The following is a 20985-nucleotide window of genomic DNA, read 5'->3' as shown; positions in this document are numbered from 1 at the left end:
CCTTAATTAAAACAGATACCTTGCCCATCCAAGCAGATGCTGTACCAAAAATATTTTTCTCTGACGTTTCTTTGTTAATTCGATTGGCTCTACATGATATGGATCATTATAAGTTCCGCCTTCTAATATCTGGCGGGACACTTTTTCATACTCCATCATGCCCTCTTCCAACTGTTTATTAATATCTTTACTGCGAATTACAAGCATCAGTTCCGTATCCAGATATGCACTTCTCATGTCCATATTAAAGGAACCGATTACAGACAGATCATCGTCAATCAGAATACTTTTTCCGTGGTATGAATAACCGCCTTCATATTCCCAGATATTAATTCCTGTACTTAAGATTCTATTTCTGTTTTTCGCATAATCGGCAGACCCAAATGGATTCCCATTATTCGCAACTGAATTTGTCATGATAGAAAAATCTGAAACGTTCTCTGCAATCTCCTCCCATGTATTATACATCATATCATTACAGATAATATATGGCGTGTGGATCTTCACACGATTTTTTGCATTTTTCATCAATTCTCCCAACTGATACCACACTACTGGTTCTTTGGAACCTGTGTGAATAGGATTTGACACTAATGTAATCTTTTCTGTCTCAAAAGTTTCGTCCGTATAATCGGTCTCGCAGATTCTTTCCTTATTCTCTTCAAAATATTTCTGATAGCTGTTCTGCAGCTCTAAAACTGCGTTCTTTACAGATTTTCTATTTGCCAGTTTTTTATTGTTATGAAAATAACCACTGTCTTCCTGATTCCATATGGTTTCAAAATACTCTGACAACTGGTTAACTGAATTTTCTTTCTCAGGTTCATCGCAAACCACTAACACGTCTCTGTCATAGTTCTTATGTCCCGGAAAATCACCCAGGAAATAATTGTATGTATTTCTTCCCCCAAGAATATATCTCTTTCCATCTGCAATCAAATATTTATCATGCATTCTACCCATCATCTTCCATGGTTTCAACGGATTGGCCTTATTATATAGTTTAATTTCAACATTCTCATGAGAAGATAATCCATAGAAATACGGATTTCCTTCCATATCAATCCAGCTCTCCATTCCATCTACTAACAGACGAATATGTACACCTCTGTCTGCCGCATCATGCAGTGCTCCTAAAATCAATTTTCCACTTTCATCGGATTGAAATGCAAAAGTAGAAAGAATAATTTCCTTTTTTGCATTCTTGATCAAACGCACTCTTTGTAAAAGCGCTTCTGGATTCTTTTCTATGATTACTGCCCGTTCTGTATTTTCACTGCATTCGTTCCATGACTCATTTTTTGTTTCTTTTTTGGTTGTATTGGACACTTCCGGCTGCTTTTTATATGCAACGCAGATTCCGAGCAATTCATAAAAAGCCACACATAAAAAAATTGCCAGTATAACAAGAAGGATTTTACATATTTTATGCTTTTTCATTGTACATCACCTGATTTCTTTTTATTTCATACTTATACAATACAAAGTCAATCTCAATTTAACCTCAACAAGGTTTGTTTTTTTCATCCATGCAAAATCTTCTTTGTACAACAGACTGTTAGATATAGCAAAAACGGCCTTTCAAAAACAGTTAACTTCTAAATCAACTGTTTTTTGAAAGGTCGTTTCATCAGATTCTTATAGCAATCCAGCAAATAATCTCATAAATAATTGTCCCAGTCGCAAATATGCACTTCGTCCGGTTTGATATTGGTCTGTCACATCACGACATTCTCCCATCGTTCTTATCAGATCATTTTTTATTTCCACAACTGCCTGACAATCTGCCATAAAACAGCCGTTTTCAAAATGGTGATATAAACTTCGATAATCCAGATTAATTGTTCCACAAGTTGCCATACAGTCATCTGCCACACTCATTTTTGCATGACAGAAACCAGGCGTCCACTCATAAACACGAACACCATGTTTAACTAATCCATGATAAAAAGAACGAGTTATATTATAAATGAATTTTTTATCAGGGATACCAGGTGTGATAATTCTTACGTCTACCCCTCGCTTAGCAGCCAGACATAACGCATGCGTCATTTCATCTGTTATGATTAGATATGGAGTCATAAACCAACAGTATTTTTCAGCTTTATTTATCATACTGATATAAACTTCTTCTCCTACTTGCTCATTATCCATAGGGCTGTCTGCATAAGGTTGAACAAACCCAGTTTGCTGTGCCGCATAATCATAGTGGAAAAGGTATTTACTAAAATCAGAATCATTAGCATCCTTATCACTTACTGCATTCCACATTTCCAAAAATGTCACCGTAAGCGACTGAACAGCATCTCCTTCTAAACGAATACCTGTATCTTTCCACTGTCCATACGGGTGTGTGTAATTAAAATATTCGTTTGCTAGATTATATCCACCTGTAAATCCGACTTTTCCATCAATAACTGTTATTTTTCTATGATCACGATTGTTCAAAAACAGATTTAAACCTGGCATAAACGGATTGAATACACGGCAATGAATTCCTATTGCCTCCATCTTTTTCACAAAATCTGTGTTAATAAAGCCTATAGAACCCATATCATCGTAGAATACTCTAACTTCCACACCTGCTTTTACTCGCTCTTCCAGAACATCTTGAATCTTATGCCATGCTTCAGCGTCTTCTATCGCATGATATTCCATAAAGATAAACTTCTGTGCTTTCTCCAAATCCTTAAGCTGTGCCTCTAATCCTTTCACTGCTTCATCAAAATACACAATATCCGTATTCTGATAGATTGGATACTGCGAATTTCTTTGTATGTAACTTGCTATATTTCCTGCTTTCGGAATTGTTTCTTTTATTCTGCTCAAACACTCCTGACTGTCCGGAAGCATTGGTAACAATTTGCTATCAATTTCTGCATATCGCTCACGCATTTTATGTGTGCCACCATTCAAACCAATCAACAAATACAGGCCTACACCCATAATTGGGAAAATTAGAATTAAGATGACCCAAGGCATTTTCATAGAGGATGTCTTATTTGATGCGTACAATCCCAAAACCAAGATCCCACTCAAAATCCTTGTAAATAAATTTATGATTTCTGCATATTCATTCAAGCGTGTTACGATAGTAATAATAAAAATCACTTCTAGAAGAATGCAGATTATGGAAAAACACAGCCGTTTTACCCCATTTTTTGTTTTTGCTTTGCCCTCTAAAGTATCTTGTTTCATATATATTCCACCTTCCTATTTGCTCAGTTTTCTCCCTAAATTTCGTGGAACATACCAATTTTGTCTTTTATTCTCTGCATTTCATTATCTGCTTCAATGATAGCTCTTGCAGAATGAAGTAATTCTTCACTTATCTCATCATAGCCAGGCATTTCTTCAATTCCTTTTTTATAGCGAAGTTGATGTTCCAATGTTGCCCAGAAATCCATACCATTGGTTCGAATCTGTAATTCTACACGCATAGGTGTTTTACCCTTAGCAAAAAATACTGGTATTTCAACAATCATATGATAGCTTCGATAACCATTCGATTTTGGATTTTTTATATAATCTTTTATTTCAATAACTTTAATATCATCCTGTTGGGTAATCAAATCTGATATCATATAAATATCGTCAATAAACGCACAAACTATTCGAACGCCTGCTACATCATTGAGATATGTCTGTATATTTTCTGTTGTAAATTCATATCCCATCTTCTGCAGTTTATCGTAAATACTATTGGGCTGCTTAATTCTTGTTTTTATAAAAGAAATAGGATTTCGATTGTTCTCAACTGAAAATTCATCATCCAAAACCTCAAGTTTAGTTTGTATCTCCCGAATAGCACAACGATACATCATCATTAAATTATAAAATTTTGTAGCATTATTTAAAAACTGTAGTGATTCCGGACTGTCCATCCTGAGTTTTTTTACTTCATCTTTTGTCATGGAACTTTCCTTTCTACCTCATCCCTGATTTCAAAACATTATTTATTTTGATAGTTGATTCGTTCTCCTTGAATTACTGGATAACAAATCATTTTATCACTATCCAGATTTTCTACATGCATATCTACTGCACTGATCTGATGGTTTTCATAAGTATTGTAATAATAAATACCTTTTGTAACATTACAACACGACGTATACAATGTGATTTCATATTTTCCATCCGCTACTTCGCAACATCCTCGTTGCTGATCCACAGATCCGAGAATGTGGAAGAATTGGCTAACGCTTTCTTCCTCTGATTCACCTGAAATTGCATTTACCTTTGTAAAAGCTACACGTACAAAGCGAGAGGAAGATGAGAGATCTCCCGGAAGACCTAATCCTCCCATACCTCTACTATATGCATCAAGAGCCAAATTTTCGCAGAAAGTATTTCTGGGCTGTTTAGGAGATAAATACATATAATTATTTAGTTGAAACATCTGCTGTGGAAATGGCGGATTATTCGTAAGCACTCCTACTGGATTGTCATAAATATGCAAACCATCTGACATAGATTCTACCGTAATTGACTCATTCTCATCAGAAATGATCCAGTGTAATTGTGCTAATGGTAATTGCTCGCTGAAAGGAGTATTAACAATATTAATTCGTTCAAGAAGCTCGCGAACTTCAACTAAAGAAGAACACTGACTTAAAATCCACGGAATAAATTCAAACTGTGCAATATTTTCCACATCTGGCTTAATCGCGGCATAAACAGCATTTCCGACAAAATTCAGTCCTGCCATTGCCACTCCTTTTTCATTCATAGCATCATAATACAAAGGATAATCTTCTGCAACATGAGCCATTCCAATAATTGCATAATGATTTTTCATATCGCCAACATGGCGAAAATTAAACGCATAATTACGTGGTGTAATTACTATCTGATCACCATAAGAGAATTCATAATCGAGGGTTCGTCCAAAGTAAAAATCTTTTGTTTTATAAGTTGCTGCTGTACACATGATCGTTTATCCTCCTAAATAGATTGAAATATGTCAATGAGTTTTTTTCTTGAACAATATTATAGCACAATTCTTTTATTTTGTTCCAACTTCATACATGATCATAACATGTAAACTTTAAACTATTTTCCTAGATTATTTCTCCATCAGTTTTTCAAACCAGGTATCCATAGCTAGGATGAATTGACCTACGTCTGGCAATTCTTGCAGCATTTCGTTTAGGGTTTTGTGCTTCACATATTTCTGCACATACACCCAACAGGCAACGCTACTGGCTTCTGATACAATGTCAGCTATGGTTTGGCGCATAAGCTCTTCAAATTCAGCAATTTCTTCTTTCGGAACAACATCATACAGTGTTGGTGCCTGATGACTTATTTTTACTCCATTTTCATTTGCATCTTTAAGCAGATTCTTAACTTTTTCTCTTGAATCCTCCGGTACTTTCATGTATTCCCACATAAATGCTACCACATCGGCTGGTGTGTCTTTTTTAAGTGGTGGTAGCTGAATATAATCATTGTTTTCGCTCATTTTCATATCCTCCTCACGATATAATAAAATCAATAATACGTTCTCTTGTCATGTCCAGTACAGTATCTACGAACACTCCTGCAAACAGGATCAGATGCAGAATTACACTCAGCGCAAACAGAAATGCAACCTGTACCCAGTCATGGTAACAGTATGCAGTCGCTATAATCAACATAGTGAATATAAACCCAAGAATCCCTCTGGCAACCGCATAAGTCTGTACTGTCATCTTCACTGCCAGGCCGATCACAAAAAGGATCAGCCATACTGGCAGTAATAATATTTTCCCAGCAAATTTTAAAATAAACATGTGCACCTCCTATCTTACCAGTCCTGGCATATCATGGTTCACCTCTGCCTGATAATACCCGTTCATCGTAGACGGTGCATTAAACAGGGCTGCTAATAAATATTTCTTGATGTTCTTCACTTTGGTGGTGTTACCACGCATACAGTGTAAGACATCCCTTGCGTAATTGGTTCTGAAATCTACCATAGTCAGGAGAATACCCTCAATCGCCAGTTTTCGGTTCAGTCTTTTCTTTACTGTAAGAATAGTCTTGATCAGCTGTTGAAGTCCTTTAACAGGCAGATATGCGGCCTGTACAGGTATCAGCACAGAATCAGAGGAGACCAGTGCATTGATTGTCATCATACCAAGGCTTGGCATACAGTCGATCAGGATATAATCGTATCGGCATCTTATCGCATCGATATATTCCTTCATGATCATTTCTCTGCTCATAACATTTCCCATCGTTACTTCCAGGGCAGAAAGCTCAATATTTGCCGGAAGTAAATCTACATTTTCCTGGTGATGTAAGATACCATCTTTCAAGGAGATTTCTTCTTCATTGATGACATCCATCATGATCGTTGCCAGTGTAATGCGAAGATCATCCGGTTCCTCATATCCAAGACTTGCTGTTAAACTTCCCTGTGGATCCGCGTCGATCAGCAACACTTTCTTACCTTCTCGTGCCAGTCCAATGCCTACATTTACGGTTGTGGTGGTCTTTCCAACGCCGCCTTTCTGGTTTACTACGGATATAACTTTACACATGATTTCTTCCTCCTTTAACTTTCCCATGATTCTTTTTTCCATAATTTCAACAATGCCAGTATTTCCCGCTTCATCATTGCCGGTGTATAGGAATTTGGAAAATACTTGTGTAACTGCTCATTAGTAAATGCTACTCTTGTGATCTCACCCTTTTTAACTTCACACATGATTTCTTCCATCTTTTCCAGTGATAACTGTTTTTCTTTACTCAGCTACTTTATCCGCTGAGCCTGTGAGAGTGACGGAATCGCTTGTGCATCAGTTCTTTATCTACCTGATTCATTTTGCCCTCTTTATCGAAACGGTAATTCTTCTCCATATCCATCCGGGATATGCTGAAACCCATCTGCATCTGCTTCTGGAAAAGGTATCGGAGTGTTCCCACTAGCATCTTTTCCGTCAGCGAATTCCAGTCGGCTTGCAGTTACCTCTGTGGTATAGACCGTTTTATCTGTTTCCTTATCTTTATAGCTTCCGATCATCAGCTCACCAAGAATTGCAACACGCTTTCCTTTTGTCAGGTAATCCCTTGCGAAATCTGCCTGTTTTCCAAAAGTTGTAATTTTAATATAATTGACACCTTTATTAAAATTTCTCGGCACAGCCAGATAAAATGATGCAATATGATACTTTCCTTTTTCTGTCTCGACTTCACTATAACTGGGATCTCTCACCAGACGTCCAATAAGTACAACCATATTCATCCATCCTTCCCCCCTTTCTTACTCTATTTGCTGCCTTACTGGCAACACAAGAGTACGGCAGATCAGATACGAAATAAAAACCAATCTGCCGCACAGCTTCTATTGTCAGCAGCCCTGGCGATAACCAGGGCTGTCATCATTTCAGAAAACAGTGCTAGATTGTCTTTTCACATGTGTAACCCATTTCAGGGTTCACCCAATCCGTTCACGCCATTGCAGGCAGTCTCAGCCATATCGTGTATGGTCTTCAGATTCCTCACTTTATCTGACCGGCATCATCGGGAGTATCATTATTGATCCGCAGCTTTCCATAGAAAAGCCATATGCAGACCCCTGTTTCTATTATCCTTACGGACTATCCGGAACTCTCTACAGCAGCTCCGGCGAATTGGCAAGCTCATTAAGTTGTCATTGTACGCAAGCTGCCACGACTTAAATGATGGTGTGACCTGCTCAATTCCTAAATACAAAAGGTGGGGATTTAGTTAAGAATCTTTTTGAAAAAATTTTTGATACAATTTTCAGAACTGTAAAAGTCAAAAAAATAGGGGCTGTCGGGAAATAGATAGTTCCAAAGCAGAGAGGGTATGGCTCACAACGAGTCATACCCTCTCTGAATTTATCTGAAAAAAGAAAAAAGATGGCTAACGACAACCATCTTTCTCTCCGTTACATGTTATAATGTAACTATGCTAACAACTAATTATTATAACGATTTTTTTGAGTTTGGGCAACAGAAAATTAACTTTAGTTTCTTCGAATTGAGTTTACCTGACGACGATCCAGTCTATACCCTGAAAAAAGTGATGGAGGAATTAGATTTTTCTGGCTTGTTAGCCAATTGTTCAGATAAGGGAAGAACCGGGTACAACCCAATTATGATGTATGCTGTAGTTACCTATGCAAATATGCGGGGAATACGTTCTGTTGACTGTATTGTTGATCTGTGTGAAAGAGACCATGCTTTTATCTGGCTGACGCGCGGACAAAAACCGAAACGTGATGCTTTTTATGACTTTAAAAACAGGAAGCTGACATCTGATGTCCTGGATGACCTGAATTACCAGTTTATGCGGCGGCTGCAGAAAGAAGGGCTGGTCACATTAAAAGAACTTTTTATTGACGGTACAAAGATAGAGGCAAATGCGAACCGTTATACTTTTGTATGGCGTGGAAGCATCAATTATCATCTGGCAGGACTTCTGGACTCTATCGACCAGCTTTTTGAAAAATATAATTCTTTTTTGCAGGAGAATGATTATGGAACAAAGTACGAGCTGGGAAATGCACAGATGTTTGTGATCGAAGGGATGGATAAAGTCCGGGAAGTGATCGAAAAGAACAGAAAACGAAAGCTTGTAAAACATAAAAAGCTTTCAAATAACCGTATTATAGAGATCGATAACTGTTCACCGCTTGAAATACGGAAACTCCAGAACAATCTCACGATGATCGCAGACAACGAGGAAATCGAATTCGTTTACGGAAAAGTAAAAAGAAAACCTGCACTTCAACAGCTGCATGAGGAACTGGAACAATGCGAAAAACGACTGATGGAATATAAAGAATGCTTTGAGATCATGGGAAAAAACAGAAACAGTTATTCCAAAACAGATCTGGAAGCGACTTTTATGCGTATGAAAGAAGATCACATGCTGAACGGACAGTTAAAGCCAGCATATAATGTTCAGATCGCGGTAGAGAATTATTATATCGTACATGGATATGTAAGCAGCGACCGCACCGATTATAATACCCTGATCCCGGTCCTTGAAAAACATAAGACTGCTTTCGGGAGTATTCTGGAAGAAGTAACTGCGGACAGCGGGTACTGTAGTGAAAAAAATCTGCTTTATTTAAAACGGAATGAAATATCCAGTTATATAAAACTGCAGGATCATGAAAAGCGAAAAACACGCGCTTATTCAGAAGATATCAGTAAATATTACAACATGAGGACAGGGATCTTTGAAGATGAACAGTTCTATATCTGCCATGACGGACGTGAACTGCGGCATCTCAGGACAGAGAGCAAAGAGCAGGATGGATATACACAGACCTTTGAGGTATATGGTTGTGCAGACTGCAGCGGATGTGAACATAAAGCGCGCTGTCTGTATAAGTATGATGCGGAGAAAGATGCCGAAAAGAACAAAGTCATGAAGATCAATGAACAATGGGAGGAACTGAAAGAAAGATCGCATGCCAATATCCAGAGTGAACGCGGGATCCTGAAACGCCAGACACATTCCATTCAGACGGAAGGACATTTTGGAGATATAAAGGAAAATGAGAACTTCCGGCGTTTTAATTACCGTTCGGCAGATAAGGTATATAAAGAATTCATGCTGTATGCTATTGGAAGAAATATAAATAAATATCATCGTTTTTTATACGAAAAACTGAGAAAATTTGAAGGAAAAACTGCCTAGAAAAAAATGCGGCTGAAAAAATCCAAACAAGGATTTTTTGCGGCCAAAAACAGAAAGTATTTATCAAAATAAAAATATCCTGAACAAGTTGCAGAGCCAGAAAGCTCTGTAACTGTCAGGATATTTTTGTTTGGTGCTGTCAGCTCTAAAAAACGTTATTTACCGACAGCTCCCTGTTTTGTTTTAATGATATTTATGCATCCGTACATAATAGCTGATGCATAAGATCACAGTGGCTCCGCTCCATGCTGCAATCTCTGCAAAGAAAATACCGTCCTGTCCGATAAAATGGGGAAGGATCAGTGCAGCACTGATACGCATGACAAATTCAGCCATACCACTTACCATAGGCATTAAGGTATCTCCCAGCCCCTGAAGTACAGATCTGTACACGTACAGGAAGTACAAAACCCAGAGCATGGCAGCCATAATAGAAAGGTATTTAAAAGCAATTGCCAATACCTGCTGTGTCTGCTGCGGTTCACCTGAGATGAAAAGTGAGAGAATATTTTTTCCAAATAAAAACATGGCAGCAGAAATGATCAGTGAGGTAAGCAGGGAAAGCAGCATACTGCTACGGACGCCTTTTCTGATCCTGTCAATCTTTCCGGCTCCCAGATTCTGACCCACATAGGTAACGATGGCATATCCATAGGAAATAGCAGCCATTTCCAGCAGACCATAAAGCTTGTTTGTAGCTGTAAATCCTGCTACAAAAAGGAAACCGTAGCCATTGATCACATACTGGACTACCAGACCGCCCACACCGATGATGATATTCTGAAATACAACAGGAATACCAAGCTTCATCAGGCGGGCATTCATGCCGGAGGCAGGCATAAAATCTGCTCTGGTCAGATGAACGATATCAATTCTGCGTAAAATCAGGAAACAGTAAACAGCGGAGAAGCTCTGTGCAATCACAGTTGCGATTGCTGCTCCTGCCACACCCCATCCGAAGCCTGCCACAAAAAGGATGTCCAGTGAGACATTCAGCACAGATGCGATGATCATTGCGGTCAGCGGTGTTTTACTGTTTCCCATAGCCCTTAGAGCAGAGGCAAACATATTATAGGCTGCTGTGGCGGGGATTCCACAGAAAATGATGCGCAGATATAACAGAGACATTCCGATAATATTGGAAGGTGTATGCAGCCCTGTTAATACCAGCGAAGCAAATGACTGGCTGAGAATCAATACTCCGGCTGCGATGAATGCGGTCAGCCGGTAACTGTGAGCCAGAGATTTACGCAGATTTTCGAAATCCTTTGCCCCATAATACTGGGAGAGTTGAATAGAAAATCCCTGAGTGAGTCCTGTGGATATTCCTGTGACAACCCACATCAGAAAGTCAACAGCACCCAGTGCGGCAAGAGCCTCCACACCTGCAACCTGACCAACAACCATGGTATCCACCATTGTATAAAGCTGCTGACAGATATTTCCCAGCATCAGGGGAATTGCAAAAAGAATGATCAACCGTCCCGGTGAACCGGAGGTCATATCCTGAATCTTGGTTTTCATTAGTATAAAAGTTCCTTTCCGGAGCATATTTGAAAAAGTTTAGAAATGATTATTCGAATATGCCCTGATATTTACATTGATAATTTTACATCATTAACGTGAAAAATGAAATATAATATATCATCAGAATGATATAAATTTATCAATACCTGCTATAAACAGCATGTTGTTGAAATTATTATGCATAGCGCCTGAGAGGAGTTTTTGATTGCTATTTTTTAAAATACAGATATATAATAGAAGGCAAGTCTTTACGGAAGGAGACATGAATTATGCTGAAAAGATTCACTAAATATGTAACCCAGAGTGTTGCCGGAATGATCGGGATTTCCGTTTATGTTCTGGCAGATACTTTCTTTATATCTGTATATTCCGGTGCTGACGGACTGGCAGTTCTCAATTTGATCCTGCCGGTTTATGGACTGATCTATGCGATTGGGGCTATGATCGGGATTGGTTCCGCTACCAGGTATGCCATAAGCAGGGCAAAAGGAGAAAATACAGAACATTATTTCGTACAGTCAGTAACCTGGAGCATACTGGTTGCAGTTCCATTTATGCTGATCGGAATTTTTATTCCGGACAAAGCATTGGCTTTGCTGGGTGCAGATGCCGGACTGATCGGACTTGGACGAAACTATGTGAGAATTATTCTGATCGCAACACCATTCTTCATGTCAAATTATACATTTACTGCATTTGCCAGAAACGATGGGGCGCCTTCTATTGCAATGATCGGTTCCATCAGTGGAAGTATCTTTAACATTATATTTGATTATATATTCATGTTCCCAGTCGGTCTGGGATTTTCCGGAGCCGGACTGGCTACTGCAATCTGTCCGATCGTAACAATGAGCGTCTGTACCATACACTACAGAAGTAGCAGAAACCATGTAGGATTCCATTGGAAAAAACCGTCATTCAGACACCTGATTTCCTGCTGTCAGCTAGGAGTTTCCGCATTCGTCGGTGAACTGTCTTCCGGTGTGATCGCTATTGTATTTAACTTCCTGATCCTGGGAATTGCAGGAAATGTAGGTGTAGCAGCCTATGGAGTTGTGGCAAACCTTTCTATCGTGGCATTTGCAATCTTCAACGGTCTGGCCCAGGGCGCACAGCCTCTGATCAGTGAAAGCTACGGAAAAGGTCAGCCTACTCAGGTAAAAAAACTTCTGAAATGGAGCCTGCTCGTATGTCTTGCCGTAGAAGCATTGATCCAATTGATCATCTGGACAGCAACTGACCCGCTAATCAGCATTTTCAACAGTGAAAACAATGTTCAGTTATTGAATTATGCACATACAGGACTGCGTCTGTATTTCCTTGGATTTATAGTTGCAGGAATCAATGTTGTACTGGTGGCATATTTCTCAGCAGTAGATGAACCGAAAATCGCGATTGTGGGATCATTCCTGAGAGGAATTGTTGCTATTGTTATCTGCGCAGTTATACTTGCGAAATTATTCGGATTAAATGGAATCTGGATCTCTCTTCTTGCAGCGGAGACAGTTACGTTTCTGACGATTCTGTTTCTGGCATATAAAGACAGAAGAAAAAGAATGGGGCTGTCGGGAAATATGTAAAAAACGTTATTTACCGACAGCTCCACTATTGATTGTGATTTCCTTAATTATGATGTCATAAAACTGTTTCCCTCAAATGGACTTTCGCTTCCCTCTGCGTCATCCATAAGTATATTCATTGCAATAATATATTTTGCAGCATGTGGCTGCTGGTCTATCATCTCCTCCAGAGATTCTTCCAAATCATATTTATGATAACGAACCCAACAAGCTAAGTTACAGGATTGCTGAACAATATCACGAATCATGCTCCGCATGGTTTCTTCATATAAATGAATTGCGTCTGCATCAATCTTTTCGATATTCTCCTGTAATTGCCTGTCTGCTTCTTCTTTCCTCTGATTTAACAATTCATATTGCTCCTGATAGCGTGCTTGGTATTCCTCAGGTAATTGGATAAACGCCCATAAAGCCTTTACAACATCTGGATCCAGATCTCTTTTTAATGCAGGTAGCTGAATATATTCTTTCTCCATAATAGTTTCCTCACTTAATAATCAATTCTCCAATTTTGTGTTGTGCTGATTCCAGTATAACTTCCATAAACACTCCGATCCACAGAAAGAACAGCAAGATACCACTGGCAACTGCAAGTAAAGCAAACCGCTCCCATTGTCTGTACCAGAGCAGTGTTCCAATCAGCATAAAACCCAGAATGAGATTGACAATCCCTTTGCCGATGCAGTAGATTTCAACTACGATCTTTACCAGTAAATGAGCAGTAGCTAATAATAACCACACCGGTAACAATAAAATTTTTCCTGCCATTCTTAAAACAATCATAAGTACCTCCTTCAGTTTGCGTACTGTGGCATGTCGTGATTTACCGCTGCTTTATAATAACTTCCAATCGTTGATGGTGCATTGAATAAAGCAGCCAGCAAATATTGTTTTATGTTTCTGACTTTCGTAGTATTTTTATCCATGCACTCCAGCACATACTCGATATGCGAATAATTCAGTTTCAGTAATTTTCCCTTTACAAATCCTGCCGGATAATATTCGCCGGCGATCCGTATCATATCCTTTTCAGTTTGAACGGTCTCCAGAATCAGCTGATATATTTCTTCTACCAGATCCTGCTCTCTGCTGTATGTATGCAGTAAAACATCAAAATCAATATTTTTCTTTACCAGTTCAGCATAAGCATTGATTGTCTGTTCTTTTTGATCACATCGAATCCTATCGCCATCTGATTTGATATGATTCGATTTTATATTACTCTGGTTATCATAATTCATATAAGTCTTATTATATAGAGGTACCGTTTTGGGAACCTCTTGAAGTCCGCTATTTGGCACTTCTGAGGTATCTGTTTCGGCACCTCTGAGGTGCTTATTCATCACCTCAGGAGTTCCCCTTTCGATACTTCTATGTACCACATCTTTTTCCTGTGAAGTTCCCATTTCATTACTTCTTTGACTACTCTGATGTGCCATAAAGCTCTTAACATATATAATGTTCGGCAATCCAAAGCCTCTCTTTTTCTTTTCAATCAGTCCGATTTTCTCCAATTCTGTGAGATAATCCATTGCTTTTTTCTTAGAGAATCCCAAGTCACTCTGTATCTCCGTGATCTGATAGATAATGTACACCTTGTTTTCTTCGTCAAGCCATTTATTTTTCATTGACAGTCCCATTCTATCCAGAAGTACCGAGTAAAGGACTTTAGCTGATAAAGACAGTGCGGAAAATGCTTCATCTAATAATAATATTCTTGGAATCCGGATAAAGCTGAACTGATCAGCCTGAGTGCCATAATAGTATTCAAAATTCATACTGTTATCTCACCTCTTTTCCATTGATCCAGAAGTTCCAGAATTACACTTTCCATATCCTCCGCCGTATATTTATCAGAGAAGTAATTTCTCAGTTTTTTCTCTGATAACGTGATTTTTTGTTCCTGCTTCCTGCCAGGCTGACTGTTTACCAGTATGGAGATCATTTTCGCCTGCGTCATCGGTCCTGCTTCAAGTGCTGTGCGGAGTGCCGCTACCTGAACTGCTTTAACCGTACCATTTTCCTTGATGTATTCAAATAACCATGTTTGAATCTCTTTGTCAATATAGGAAATGTCAACCGCAATAGTAAACTGCAGACGTTTCTTATCTACATAATCAAGAAGGTCTGGAATAAGTTCTGTTAGGCGGATATACCGCTGAATACTTCTTGCACTTTCACCCACTTGATTTCCAAGTTCTTCATCAGACCTTAAATTTGTGCCACTTTGGCACGAATTATTTTTAGGTGGTCTTCCTGCTTGTCTCTTCATTGCGCCTAATTTCATTTTATATGCAAACGCCTTTTCACTTGGAAGTAGTTCTTCTCGTTGGATATTGGCATCTACCATTATGACAATGGCTTCATCGTCTTCTATATCCCTTACAATGGCCGGTATTGTCTCCAGTCCAGCTTTTATGACAGCGTGCATTCTTCGATGCCCGGATATCATCTCATAGCTGTTATTCTTGTCTGGCCGCACTAAAACAGGTGTCAACACACCATTCTGTTTAATACTCTCTACCAGATCATCCATCTTATCATCATCCAAAACCTTAAATGGATGATTTGCAAAGCTATGAATTCTGCTAATCTCAATATCTGTTGCACTTTCCTCACCGGACACTCCCAGCAGTTCATCTATGCTGGGCATCTTTATTTTGTCTGCGCTTTTACTCTTCATTTCTCAATACCTCCTTTGCAATCGTCTCATATGCTTTCGCTACTTTTCCATTCAGGCAATGGGAAAAGATACTGACGCCTTCTGCACTTGTTTCAGCTGCTTTCACTGACATAGGAATCACTGTATCAAAAATCTCTATTTTCTCACCATAGGCTTCACGCACTTTGCCAGCCACATCCTTTGCATAGTTTGTGCGAAAGTCCACCATTGTAAGAAGAATCCCTTCAAATATCAGCTGCCTGTTCAGCCGCTTCTTCACCATTGCAATCGTATGTATCAGCTGCTGAAGCCCTTTCACCGGAAGGTAAGCTGCCTGTACTGGAATCAACACGGAATCCGCAGCTACCAGTGCATTGATTGTCATTAGTCCCAGGCTTGGCATACAGTCAATCAAGATATAGTCATACTCTGTTCTCACAGCCTCAATATATTCCTTCATAATAAGTTCCCTGCTCATCACGTTCCCCATTGTTACTTCCAATGCAGATAATTCAATATTTGCCGGAAGCAGATCTACATTTTCTTTATGATGCAGAATGCCATCTGTGATCTCAAATTCTTTTTCATTGATGATAGCCATCATAATTGTGGCAAGTGTAGTTCCTATTTCGTCCGGTTCTACATAACCAAGACTTGCTGTAAGGCTCCCCTGTGGATCTGCATCAATCAGCAACACTTTCTTTCCCTGTCTGGCAAGTCCAATTCCAAGATTTACGGTTGTGGTGGTTTTTCCAACGCCACCTTTCTGGTTTGATATTGCGATTACTCTACACATAATTTTCCTCCTATTTTGCTGCCGTTTTCTGCGGTTTCCATTGGTTTAACATGCTAAGTATCTCTTCTTTCATTTCTGCCGGGGTATATGATTTTGGGAAATACCGATACAGTTGTTCGTTGTTAAACATCACTCTGGTAATTTCCCCTTTTTTGATCTCACCCATGATCTCTCTCATTTTTGTTCCCGTCAGCTTTTTCTCACGGCTTAATTTCTTCATTCTCTGTGCCTGGGAAATGGATGGGACTACCTGTGTATACTCCATAGCATCTATAAATTCCTTTTGTTCCTCTATCGTTAAATACGAAAGTTCCACAGCCGGGTTAAATGAAAGTTCACCGTTATCTAGCTTTTCCAGTAACTCAGGAATAAGATCCGTCAACTTCATATACCGCTGTACCTGTTTTGCGCTGTCACCAAATTCTTCACCAATGATTTCTACTGTCTTTTTTCCTTTCAACGGGTAGTCAGACTGGCTACTTTTTCTTCTTCCTCCGGTTCGCTTCATAGCTTCATTCTTCATCTTATAAGCAAAAGCCTTTTCACTGAATGTTATCTGCTGCCTCTGTAAATTGGAATCCACCATATTAATTACTGCTTCATCATCTGACATGACTCTGATAATGACCGGCACCTTCCTGTAACCAAACTTTTCAGCAGCTGCCTTTCTTCTGTGTCCGGAGATAATCTCATAAACACCATCTGGAATCGGTCGTACAATCAGTGGATTTATGATTCCGTATTTCTCAACACTCGCACTGAGCCGAATCATTTCCTGATCCATCCGAACCTTAAATGGATGGTTCCTAAAGGTCCGCAGACGTTCCAACTGAATCTCTATGATTTTTTCGCCATCTTCTGGAACTGATGCCACTGTATCCATATTTTTCCTCCATTTCTTATCTGCAACAGAAAAAGCCTGTCCAGATAGATTTCTTTTTGAAATCTGATCCAAACAGGCTTACTGTTGACCTTAGTTTTCACTAAGCAAAGATTCTATTGTATTCACGCCTAATAACTTACCGCCGGATATTTCCCTTCCTCTTTTTTCTTATCTGAGCTTGAATTTACATCCACTTTCTCAAATAAACAGCTGGCTTTTCTCTTTTATTAGAATTTCGATTTATTTCCAGCTATTATACCAGCAGTGCGTTTTATTAGACAGCGGCTAATAGGATTCTTCCCGTATTAGCTGATATTCCATTCCTTTTTCCCTCTGAAAAAACAAAAAAACGGAAATTATATTAGAAATTTTTCTAATACTTTCCGCTTTTGATAGGACGTCCCGTGCGGGAATCGAACCCACATCTAGTGCTTAGGAGGGCTCCAACCTATTGTCACTCTCTGTCAATCTGAGGTAAGGTAAACCCATATGGGACACTATTAAAAACTGTTTCCGATTCAATTTGAGTTATTCTGAATACCCCCTCTGTCAAGCTCTGTAAAGCTCTGAAAGTTAGCTGATTGTTTGCTCCAGCTAATAATTGGGGAATGCCTTGATATTACCATCGACATCTGTTATATGACCACCATGCTTCGTACGTTCGATCATGGTAAACAGTATTCAATTAAACTTCCTATCGAAAGCACAAGATATTTTCTTGTCTATAAATAATATAACGCATACGAGACGGTTTGTCCATGCGTTTTTGACTGGCAAATTTTATTCAGTAAAAATATCTGTAACCTTTTTTGTAACTGAATCTCCATCATTCCATCATCAAATGATGGAGATTCCAATAGATATGATGGAGATAGACTAATTACTTCATCGTCTTCGCCAGTGAATTGAGCAATGCCCGCATCTCTGGATTTGCCAACACTTTTGCCAAAAGTTCCGGATTGACTTCATCAGCAACAGTTGCATTATTATTTTCCTGCTGTACATGCATCTGTGGATCCAGATTCTTTTTCTCATAAAACGCTTCTTCAAAAAGCTCTGCATTTTTCCTTCGGTCATCATCCAGAATATGAGAGTACACATCCGTAACCATATTGACCTGAGCATGACCGGAATCACCCTGTACCGCTTTGATGTCTCCACCATTCAATTTCAGCTTATAAGTAACGCTGCTATGACGAAAACTGTGAAATACAACCGGTGGGAGATTATAGTCCTCGATCAGTTTTTTTAAAGGACCACGGATTGCTCCATCTCCGAGAGGAAGACCAAAGGTACTTGCCATAACCAGGTTATAGTCCATGTATTCATCACCAAGGATTTCTTTCATTTCATCCTGTTCAGCTTTCCAGTCTACCAACATATTAGCGACACTCTTTGGTAAGAATATCTTACGCACACTGCTTTCTGTCTTTGGTGTTTTCAGAATACGGACCGTAGAATTCTTCTTATGATTTGTCGGGAATACCAACAACACATCTTTTCCATCCAATGCATTCAACGATTCTTTTCTTATACGCTGTGATTCTTTGTTGATGAAGACATATGCACGGTTTTCTTCAATTGCCTCAGGAGAAATATCTACACAATCCCAGGTAAGACCAAGCAGCTCACCAAGTCGTAAGGAACATGAAAAGGATAGATTTATTGCAAGCTTTAATCGCTCATCTTCACAGACACTGAGCGCATACATTAATGTATCCGCTGTCCAGATGTCTCTTTTTTGTGATTTATGTTTTGGTACAGTCGCATGGGTGCAAGGATTCTTCTCCATCAACTCCCATTTCACTGCCTGTTCAAAACAGTTTCTAAGCAGCTTATTAATATCCCTGACCGTACTGGAAGATACAAATTCATTTCGACTGGTTTTATTCAATGGATTGATAACTGCACGTCTCTTCAAAAGACTCTGATAATATCTTTCGATGAAACGGGTATTGATCTCTGAGAGTTTCGTATCACCAATGATCGGAAGAATATAGTTATTGATAAGAGAGACATTTCCTTCATATGTAGAAAGCGCCCAGTTTTCTTTGCCATAAAGTGCAACATATTCTGTAATAAGCTCGTCCAGTGTTTTGCATTTACGGACGACAAATGATCCCATCTCTTTTTTATATTCAATTTCTTTTTTTCTTCTCTTTGCTTCGGCTTTCGTTTCATAGGTTTCCCACTTCTGTTTCCTCTCACCTTTTTCATTCGTATAAGAATAGATTACATTAAATTTTCCGTTTCGTTCTCTTATTGATGCCATATTATTGCATACTCCTTTCCAAATCTCTTTGCTCCATCCAGTCCTCAAATTCATCCCGACGGATCCTAACTCGACTGCCAACTTTTATTACTGTGAACTTTCCTTTATCCGCCCACTTGTTGATCATGCTTCTGCTGACCTTTGCCAGATAGGAAGCTTCATCAAAAGTAAGATACTTTATATTTCCATTGCTTCCTCGTATTCCGGTCTGTGATAATTTCTTCCGCCGGAAATTAGCCAGGGCAATATTTTGTTCCTGTGCAAGTTCTTCATAATCATTCGATGGATCCAGCTTATACCGATCCTGACCTTCCAGGAATTTTTGAAAACTCTCTTTTGTGATCCTTTTCTTTTCTGCAATCACAATGAATTCAAAAAAATGACTATACTTCGGATTATCAAGAATTGTATATACTGAGCTTCTGGTTGTTCCAAGCAGCTGTGCCATCTCAGGCATCGTAATTGTTGCATCTTCCAGAAGAGCGTCTTTTTCTCTGTCCTCCTTTGTCCGATACCGGGACTGGCTTTTATACCAGTTCTGAAAAGATTCTTTTGGTATTCGTTTCCAATAATCGACAATAACAACTTCCATTTGATTTTTCTTGAGTAAATCATAAACAAGATAATCATCAACCTCCAACAGATCTGCGACTTCCTTAACGGAATAGGACCAGGATTTCAATTCTTTCCCGGGTTTTTCTCCGGTAACTTTATGATATTTAATCTGATTGGCGTACCATTTTTCAAAGCTAGCAATGTTGATTCGTATCTTTCCGGCAATCTCTTTTGATTCAAAAACATTTTTATGAACCAGCCAGTATCGATCTGTCTTTTTTAATCCCAACAGCTTTCCCATTTCCGGCACGGTCATCCAGGTTCTCTTTTGCGTTGGACGACGTTTGTAAGGACTGTCCTCTGATATCTTCGAAATGATTTCTGCAACATCATCCATTTCCGGAACTTCTTTTTGTTTCATAATTGCTGTTGCCATTTATTCTTCACTTCCTGTCTTTTTTAGTGTTAGTGTTTTTTCTTATATCATATCTCAAATCCAGATAAAAATTTAGGATGTCGATTGCAGACAAAATCTGCCAGATCAACACCCTGTTTTTTACTGTTCCAAGTTATCGAGCCAGTCATCGAAACTCTTCTTAGAGATGCGATACTTTCCGCCATCCAACTGGATCCACCGGAATTCCTTTTTCTTCAAAAGGTTATAAATAGTAGGTCTGCTGACTCCTAAGATTTCCTGTAACTCTTGAACTGTATAACATCTTTTCTCTGACATTTCTTTATCCTCTTTTCTTTGAAATATGAAAGAAAAATTATCCCTTCATATAACGAAACGCTCAGAGCATGTTTTACAGTGGTCAAAAGCAAATTTTTTTACTTTTTTTCTTGCGAGTTTTTTTAATGCAACTCGTAAGAAACTCGTAACATTAGATTTTTACATTTTTCATGAAATTAAGTAAAGAAAAAGAGCATATGGAATTGAATCCATACACTCTATGATTACTGAAACTTTATTTCATTTTTAATTCAACAAACTGTTAAGGAAACAATCGGAGTTGGTGTAAACGAAAAAGCAGCCTTGAGTTCTGA

Annotated in this window: 21 protein-coding genes; 2 read left to right on the top strand and 19 right to left on the bottom strand. The window is 38.8% G+C overall.

Annotation, left to right across the window (positions count from 1 at the left end; genetic code table 11):
• Positions 1-6 precede the first annotated feature (6 nt).
• The 9 genes from DWW86_RS16485 to DWW86_RS16445 all read right to left on the bottom strand — a co-directional run bounded on the left by DWW86_RS16485 (position 7) and on the right by DWW86_RS16445 (position 7231).
• The gene (locus DWW86_RS16485; protein WP_117944054.1) at positions 7-1440 is read right to left on the bottom strand and encodes a phospholipase D family protein; all 1434 of its coding nucleotides are present in this window, start codon (positions 1438-1440) and stop codon (positions 7-9) included.
• Positions 1441-1638: 198 nt separating this feature from the next.
• On the bottom strand, positions 1639-3198 hold the full coding sequence (gene cls / locus DWW86_RS16480) for a cardiolipin synthase (protein ID WP_014080824.1): 1560 nt from the start codon (positions 3196-3198) through the stop codon (positions 1639-1641).
• A gap of 35 nt (positions 3199-3233) precedes the next feature.
• Entirely contained in the window at positions 3234-3914 is a 681-nt protein-coding gene (locus tag DWW86_RS16475; RefSeq protein ID WP_072522477.1) for a GTP pyrophosphokinase, read from the bottom strand.
• Between the two features lie 38 nt (positions 3915-3952).
• The gene (bsh, locus tag DWW86_RS16470; protein WP_005347230.1) at positions 3953-4930 is read right to left on the bottom strand and encodes a choloylglycine hydrolase; all 978 of its coding nucleotides are present in this window, start codon (positions 4928-4930) and stop codon (positions 3953-3955) included.
• 135 nt (positions 4931-5065) lie between these two features.
• Positions 5066-5464: a hypothetical protein gene (locus DWW86_RS16465; RefSeq protein ID WP_330392848.1), complete on the bottom strand. Its 399-nt coding sequence runs from the start codon at positions 5462-5464 to the stop codon at positions 5066-5068.
• Positions 5465-5477: 13 nt separating this feature from the next.
• Positions 5478-5774 (bottom strand): hypothetical protein, encoded by a 297-nt coding sequence (locus DWW86_RS16460; protein WP_072522479.1) that lies wholly within the window; start codon positions 5772-5774, stop codon positions 5478-5480.
• 9 nt (positions 5775-5783) lie between these two features.
• On the bottom strand, positions 5784-6527 hold the full coding sequence (locus DWW86_RS16455) for an AAA family ATPase (RefSeq protein WP_072522480.1): 744 nt from the start codon (positions 6525-6527) through the stop codon (positions 5784-5786).
• Positions 6528-6541: 14 nt separating this feature from the next.
• Complete coding sequence (locus DWW86_RS17470; protein ID WP_286187748.1) at positions 6542-6694, bottom strand: hypothetical protein; 153 nt, start codon at positions 6692-6694, stop codon at positions 6542-6544.
• A 126-nt stretch (positions 6695-6820) separates the two neighbouring features.
• Complete coding sequence (locus DWW86_RS16445) at positions 6821-7231, bottom strand: single-stranded DNA-binding protein (protein ID WP_117944052.1); 411 nt, start codon at positions 7229-7231, stop codon at positions 6821-6823.
• 689 nt (positions 7232-7920) lie between these two features.
• Between DWW86_RS16445 and DWW86_RS16440 the strand changes: the two genes are divergently transcribed.
• Complete coding sequence (locus DWW86_RS16440; RefSeq protein ID WP_117944050.1) at positions 7921-9663, top strand: IS1182 family transposase; 1743 nt, start codon at positions 7921-7923, stop codon at positions 9661-9663.
• 183 nt (positions 9664-9846) lie between these two features.
• Here the strand turns inward: DWW86_RS16440 and DWW86_RS16435 are convergent, their stop codons facing one another.
• Positions 9847-11187 (bottom strand): MATE family efflux transporter, encoded by a 1341-nt coding sequence (locus tag DWW86_RS16435; protein WP_015528771.1) that lies wholly within the window; start codon positions 11185-11187, stop codon positions 9847-9849.
• Positions 11188-11459: 272 nt separating this feature from the next.
• On the opposite strand from DWW86_RS16435, the gene DWW86_RS16430 reads away from it, so the two are divergent.
• The gene (locus tag DWW86_RS16430; RefSeq protein WP_055066638.1) at positions 11460-12770 is read left to right on the top strand and encodes an MATE family efflux transporter; all 1311 of its coding nucleotides are present in this window, start codon (positions 11460-11462) and stop codon (positions 12768-12770) included.
• A gap of 47 nt (positions 12771-12817) precedes the next feature.
• Here the strand turns inward: DWW86_RS16430 and DWW86_RS16425 are convergent, their stop codons facing one another.
• The 9 genes from DWW86_RS16425 to DWW86_RS16380 form a co-directional block, all read right to left on the bottom strand.
• Positions 12818-13246, bottom strand: coding sequence for a hypothetical protein (locus DWW86_RS16425; protein WP_072522482.1), 429 nt, complete (start codon positions 13244-13246; stop codon positions 12818-12820).
• Positions 13247-13256: 10 nt separating this feature from the next.
• Complete coding sequence (locus DWW86_RS16420) at positions 13257-13553, bottom strand: hypothetical protein (protein ID WP_072522483.1); 297 nt, start codon at positions 13551-13553, stop codon at positions 13257-13259.
• 11 nt (positions 13554-13564) lie between these two features.
• The gene (locus DWW86_RS16415; RefSeq protein WP_117944048.1) at positions 13565-14548 is read right to left on the bottom strand and encodes a DUF6017 domain-containing protein; all 984 of its coding nucleotides are present in this window, start codon (positions 14546-14548) and stop codon (positions 13565-13567) included.
• Positions 14545-15453: a ParB/RepB/Spo0J family partition protein gene (locus tag DWW86_RS16410; protein WP_117944047.1), complete on the bottom strand. Its 909-nt coding sequence runs from the start codon at positions 15451-15453 to the stop codon at positions 14545-14547. The genes DWW86_RS16415 and DWW86_RS16410 overlap by 4 nt, the downstream gene beginning before the upstream one ends.
• Complete coding sequence (locus DWW86_RS16405; RefSeq protein ID WP_117767960.1) at positions 15443-16228, bottom strand: ParA family protein; 786 nt, start codon at positions 16226-16228, stop codon at positions 15443-15445. Before DWW86_RS16405 ends, DWW86_RS16410 begins: the two co-directional genes overlap by 11 nt.
• A gap of 10 nt (positions 16229-16238) precedes the next feature.
• Complete coding sequence (locus DWW86_RS16400; RefSeq protein WP_117944045.1) at positions 16239-17111, bottom strand: ParB/RepB/Spo0J family partition protein; 873 nt, start codon at positions 17109-17111, stop codon at positions 16239-16241.
• Positions 17112-17991: 880 nt separating this feature from the next.
• Complete coding sequence (locus DWW86_RS16390; RefSeq protein WP_173721966.1) at positions 17992-19383, bottom strand: site-specific integrase; 1392 nt, start codon at positions 19381-19383, stop codon at positions 17992-17994.
• A gap of 1 nt (position 19384) precedes the next feature.
• Positions 19385-20374, bottom strand: coding sequence for a helix-turn-helix domain-containing protein (locus tag DWW86_RS16385; RefSeq protein ID WP_055163317.1), 990 nt, complete (start codon positions 20372-20374; stop codon positions 19385-19387).
• Between the two features lie 120 nt (positions 20375-20494).
• Entirely contained in the window at positions 20495-20671 is a 177-nt protein-coding gene (locus DWW86_RS16380; RefSeq protein ID WP_003864535.1) for a helix-turn-helix domain-containing protein, read from the bottom strand.
• Between the last annotated feature and the right edge of the window lie 314 nt (positions 20672-20985).

The sequence above is a fragment of the Ruminococcus sp. AF17-22AC genome (genome assembly GCF_003460065.1).
Lineage (GTDB): Bacteria > Bacillota > Clostridia > Lachnospirales > Lachnospiraceae > Blautia_A.
This window is presented reverse-complemented; position numbering and strand designations above follow the sequence as displayed.

Coding starts and splice junctions, on each gene's coding strand:
- DWW86_RS16385 (WP_055163317.1), bottom strand. CDS start 20,374: ATGGCAACAGCAATTATGAAACAAAAAGAAGTTCCGGAAATGGATGAT.
- DWW86_RS16455 (WP_072522480.1), bottom strand. CDS start 6,527: ATGTGTAAAGTTATATCCGTAGTAAACCAGAAAGGCGGCGTTGGAAAG.
- DWW86_RS16380 (WP_003864535.1), bottom strand. CDS start 20,671: ATGTCAGAGAAAAGATGTTATACAGTTCAAGAGTTACAGGAAATCTTA.
- DWW86_RS16435 (WP_015528771.1), bottom strand. CDS start 11,187: ATGAAAACCAAGATTCAGGATATGACCTCCGGTTCACCGGGACGGTTG.
- DWW86_RS16430 (WP_055066638.1), top strand. CDS start 11,460: ATGCTGAAAAGATTCACTAAATATGTAACCCAGAGTGTTGCCGGAATG.
- cls (WP_014080824.1), bottom strand. CDS start 3,198: ATGAAACAAGATACTTTAGAGGGCAAAGCAAAAACAAAAAATGGGGTA.
- DWW86_RS16410 (WP_117944047.1), bottom strand. CDS start 15,453: ATGAAGAGTAAAAGCGCAGACAAAATAAAGATGCCCAGCATAGATGAA.
- DWW86_RS16445 (WP_117944052.1), bottom strand. CDS start 7,231: ATGAATATGGTTGTACTTATTGGACGTCTGGTGAGAGATCCCAGTTAT.
- DWW86_RS16390 (WP_173721966.1), bottom strand. CDS start 19,383: ATGGCATCAATAAGAGAACGAAACGGAAAATTTAATGTAATCTATTCT.
- DWW86_RS16440 (WP_117944050.1), top strand. CDS start 7,921: ATGCTAACAACTAATTATTATAACGATTTTTTTGAGTTTGGGCAACAG.
- DWW86_RS16465 (WP_330392848.1), bottom strand. CDS start 5,464: ATGAGCGAAAACAATGATTATATTCAGCTACCACCACTTAAAAAAGAC.
- DWW86_RS16425 (WP_072522482.1), bottom strand. CDS start 13,246: ATGGAGAAAGAATATATTCAGCTACCTGCATTAAAAAGAGATCTGGAT.
- DWW86_RS17470 (WP_286187748.1), bottom strand. CDS start 6,694: ATGTGTGAAGTTAAAAAGGGTGAGATCACAAGAGTAGCATTTACTAAT.
- DWW86_RS16475 (WP_072522477.1), bottom strand. CDS start 3,914: ATGACAAAAGATGAAGTAAAAAAACTCAGGATGGACAGTCCGGAATCA.
- DWW86_RS16415 (WP_117944048.1), bottom strand. CDS start 14,548: ATGAATTTTGAATACTATTATGGCACTCAGGCTGATCAGTTCAGCTTT.
- bsh (WP_005347230.1), bottom strand. CDS start 4,930: ATGTGTACAGCAGCAACTTATAAAACAAAAGATTTTTACTTTGGACGA.
- DWW86_RS16405 (WP_117767960.1), bottom strand. CDS start 16,228: ATGTGTAGAGTAATCGCAATATCAAACCAGAAAGGTGGCGTTGGAAAA.
- DWW86_RS16485 (WP_117944054.1), bottom strand. CDS start 1,440: ATGAAAAAGCATAAAATATGTAAAATCCTTCTTGTTATACTGGCAATT.
- DWW86_RS16420 (WP_072522483.1), bottom strand. CDS start 13,553: ATGATTGTTTTAAGAATGGCAGGAAAAATTTTATTGTTACCGGTGTGG.
- DWW86_RS16460 (WP_072522479.1), bottom strand. CDS start 5,774: ATGTTTATTTTAAAATTTGCTGGGAAAATATTATTACTGCCAGTATGG.
- DWW86_RS16400 (WP_117944045.1), bottom strand. CDS start 17,111: ATGGATACAGTGGCATCAGTTCCAGAAGATGGCGAAAAAATCATAGAG.